This window comes from Kitasatospora sp. NPDC059817, from assembly GCF_042731835.1.
Classification (GTDB): Bacteria; Actinomycetota; Actinomycetes; order Streptomycetales; family Streptomycetaceae; genus Kitasatospora.
Genome location: NZ_JBHWIR010000382.1, coordinates 1 through 2,528, shown reverse-complemented (window position 1 = coordinate 2,528; position 2,528 = coordinate 1). Strand labels below are relative to the sequence as shown.

The following is a 2,528-nucleotide window of genomic DNA, read 5'->3' as shown; positions in this document are numbered from 1 at the left end:
GGGCTGGGCCCTGCCCGGCCGCCGCGGCGGCGACGAACCGGGCGAGCCCGTCCTGCCCGCGCTCCCGCTGCCGGGCGAGACGGCGCTGCGCGCGGTGCCGGTGCGCCCCGCCGAGCCGGCCGCCGAGGAGCACCACCTCGGTGAGCGCCTCTCCGCGTTCCTGGACGGCGAACTCGGCCACGACTCGCGCGATCGCGTCCAGGCCCACCTGGCGACCTGCCCGCAGTGCCTCGCCGAGGTCGACGCGGGCCGGGCCGTCAAGCACCTGCTGACCCGCACCGGCACCCCCGGGCCGTCCTCCGGCCTGATGGCCCGGCTGATGGCCGTCGGCGCCCTGCCGGCGGACGATCCGGCGGACGCCGACTGGCCCGTCGGGCGCGGCAGCCGCGGTGACGACGACGACCTGCCCGGCGGCGGGGTCGCGGCCGGCGGCACGCTCGGCGGCAGCCGGCTCACCGGCGGCTCCTTCGGCCGCGGCGCCGGCGCCTCCTTCGGCACGGGCGCGCTCGGCGCCGACACCCCGGTGCCCGGGGTCGACCCGCGGGCGTTCGGGCGCGGCGGCGCGGTGCTGCGGCCCCTGATGGGCCGGCGCAACGGCCGCCCCGAGGCCGCGGCCCGCCCCGAGAGCGCCGCCCGGCCCCGCCCGGCCGCCGCCGCCGTACGCTCCGCCGCGCCGCGCGGGCGCCGCTTCGTCTTCGCCGCCGCGGGCGCCTTCTCGGTCGCCGCGGTCACGCTCGGCGGGGTCGGCGGCCTCAGCGCGCAGAGCGAGGACCAGCACGGCAACCCGGTCAGCACGGTCGGCAACAGCGGCGGCACGGGCCGCGGCGGGGGCCTGGTCCCGATGACCGCGCAGATCCCGGTGGACTTCCCGGCCCACCCCGTCGCTGCGACCCGCGACGCGACGCCGCCGCCGGCCGCGGAGCGAAACTCGGGCGGCCTGCCCGCACTGCGCCAGCAGACCCGCTAGGCCCTGTCCGGGCCTGGAGCGCCGCTCGCGCCCCGGTCGCGACGATCTCGGCCATCGGCAGGTCTTTACCACGGCTTCATCGCAGCGTGGACCATGGACCCGCCGATGGCCATTACCCTGTAGGGACCGTCGTCCGACGAGCTAGGGAGCTTAGGTGTTCAGCGATGTAGGCGGGCTGGAGATCCTGACCCTGGCCGTGATGGCGATCATCATCTTCGGCCCCGACAAGCTCCCGAAGCTGATCCAGGACACCATGGGCTTCATCCGGAAGGTCCGTTCCTTCGCAGACAACGCGAAGGAGGACATCCGCAGCGAGCTGGGCCCCGATTTCAAGGACTTCGAGTTCGAGGACCTGAACCCCAAGACCTTCGTCCGCAAGCAGCTCCTGGGCGACGAAGAGGACCCGCTGGGCCTCAAGGAGATGAAGGACTCGCTCGACATCCGCTCCGTCCTGGACGACAAGCCGGCGGCGCCGGTGAACGGCCGCAACGGCAGCGTGAGCTTCGAGAAGGCCGCCGCCCCGGTGGCGGCCTCCACCGGGGCGCCGTTGCAGCCCGGCGAGCGGCCCCCGTTCGACCCCGACGCGACCTGACCGGCCCCCGGTCACGCCCCGTACGACCACGCCACCGCCCCGCCCGGCCGCCCGGCTGAGCGGGGCGGCGGCGTGTGCGCCGCTATTGTGCTGATTGTTCCCGCTGAGCCGTCCGTCACATTCCGCGCTGTCGCGGACCAGGAACGGCTCCCGGGAACGCCGCGGTACGCCACGATGGGAGCGCGCCACGGCAGGCAAACGTGTGTTTGAGGAGGCCCGGGGATGGACGCGACGAGTCAGGCGGTGGGGACGACGGCCACGGCCGGCGGACCGGTGGTCGGCGGACAGGCCGGCCCGGCGGACCCGCTGGTGCCCTACCTGTCCGCCGACTTCCCCTGGTACGGCCTGGACGACGGCTGGACCGGCCGCCGCTACCTGATGCAGGCCGGCGCCGGCGGCCCCCGGGCCGGGGCGCCCGGCAGCGTCGACTACGGCAGCCTCGGCCACGGCGAGGAGCCGGCCAGGCAGTACGAGCCGCGCGATATGCGCAGGTTCGCGGTCGTGGTCACGGTGGCCCGCCGGGACAGCCGCCGCAGCGCCGACAACACCGGCACCCTGGAGGCGACCTCCGCCTCCTCCGCCGCCTGGCTGGCCGGCTCGGGCCTGCTCGCCTCGACCTGGCCCGGCCAGCTCGACCGCGCGCTGCGCCAGGACTGGCTGGACCAGCAGAGCACCCTCGCGTGGGACCTCGCCGACGACCTGGCCGGCCCCGGCTGGTCCACCCTCAGCCTCCCGGTGAACGGCCTGCCGCAGCCCTTCCGCTACCGCGAGTCCGAGTACGGCTGGGTGCTCGCCGGCGAGGCCCCCGGCGTCCTGCTCGGTGCCTACGGCCGCGGCGTCAGCGCCTACGGCGCCGGCTTCGCCACCGCCCCCCCCCAGAGCGCCCGCACCCCCCCCGCGGGGGCGCGGGCGCCCGGCCGGCCCCCGCCGGCGGGGCGCGCGCGCCCCCCCCCGCGCGCGCCGGGGGGG

General features: G+C 77.1%; 2 protein-coding genes and 1 pseudogene. All 3 read left to right on the top strand.

The window, feature by feature from the left end:
* Positions 1-967 (top strand): zf-HC2 domain-containing protein (locus ACFV61_RS35510; RefSeq protein WP_380496275.1); only part of this gene is annotated, 967 nt, incomplete at its 5' end.
* A 154-nt stretch (positions 968-1,121) separates the two neighbouring features.
* The gene (locus tag ACFV61_RS35505) at positions 1,122-1,559 is read left to right on the top strand and encodes a sec-independent translocase (RefSeq protein ID WP_380496273.1); all 438 of its coding nucleotides are present in this window, start codon (positions 1,122-1,124) and stop codon (positions 1,557-1,559) included.
* A 222-nt stretch (positions 1,560-1,781) separates the two neighbouring features.
* Positions 1,782-2,423 (top strand): annotated as a pseudogene (locus ACFV61_RS35500) (hypothetical protein); the annotation flags it as partial.
* Positions 2,424-2,528 lie beyond the last annotated feature (105 nt).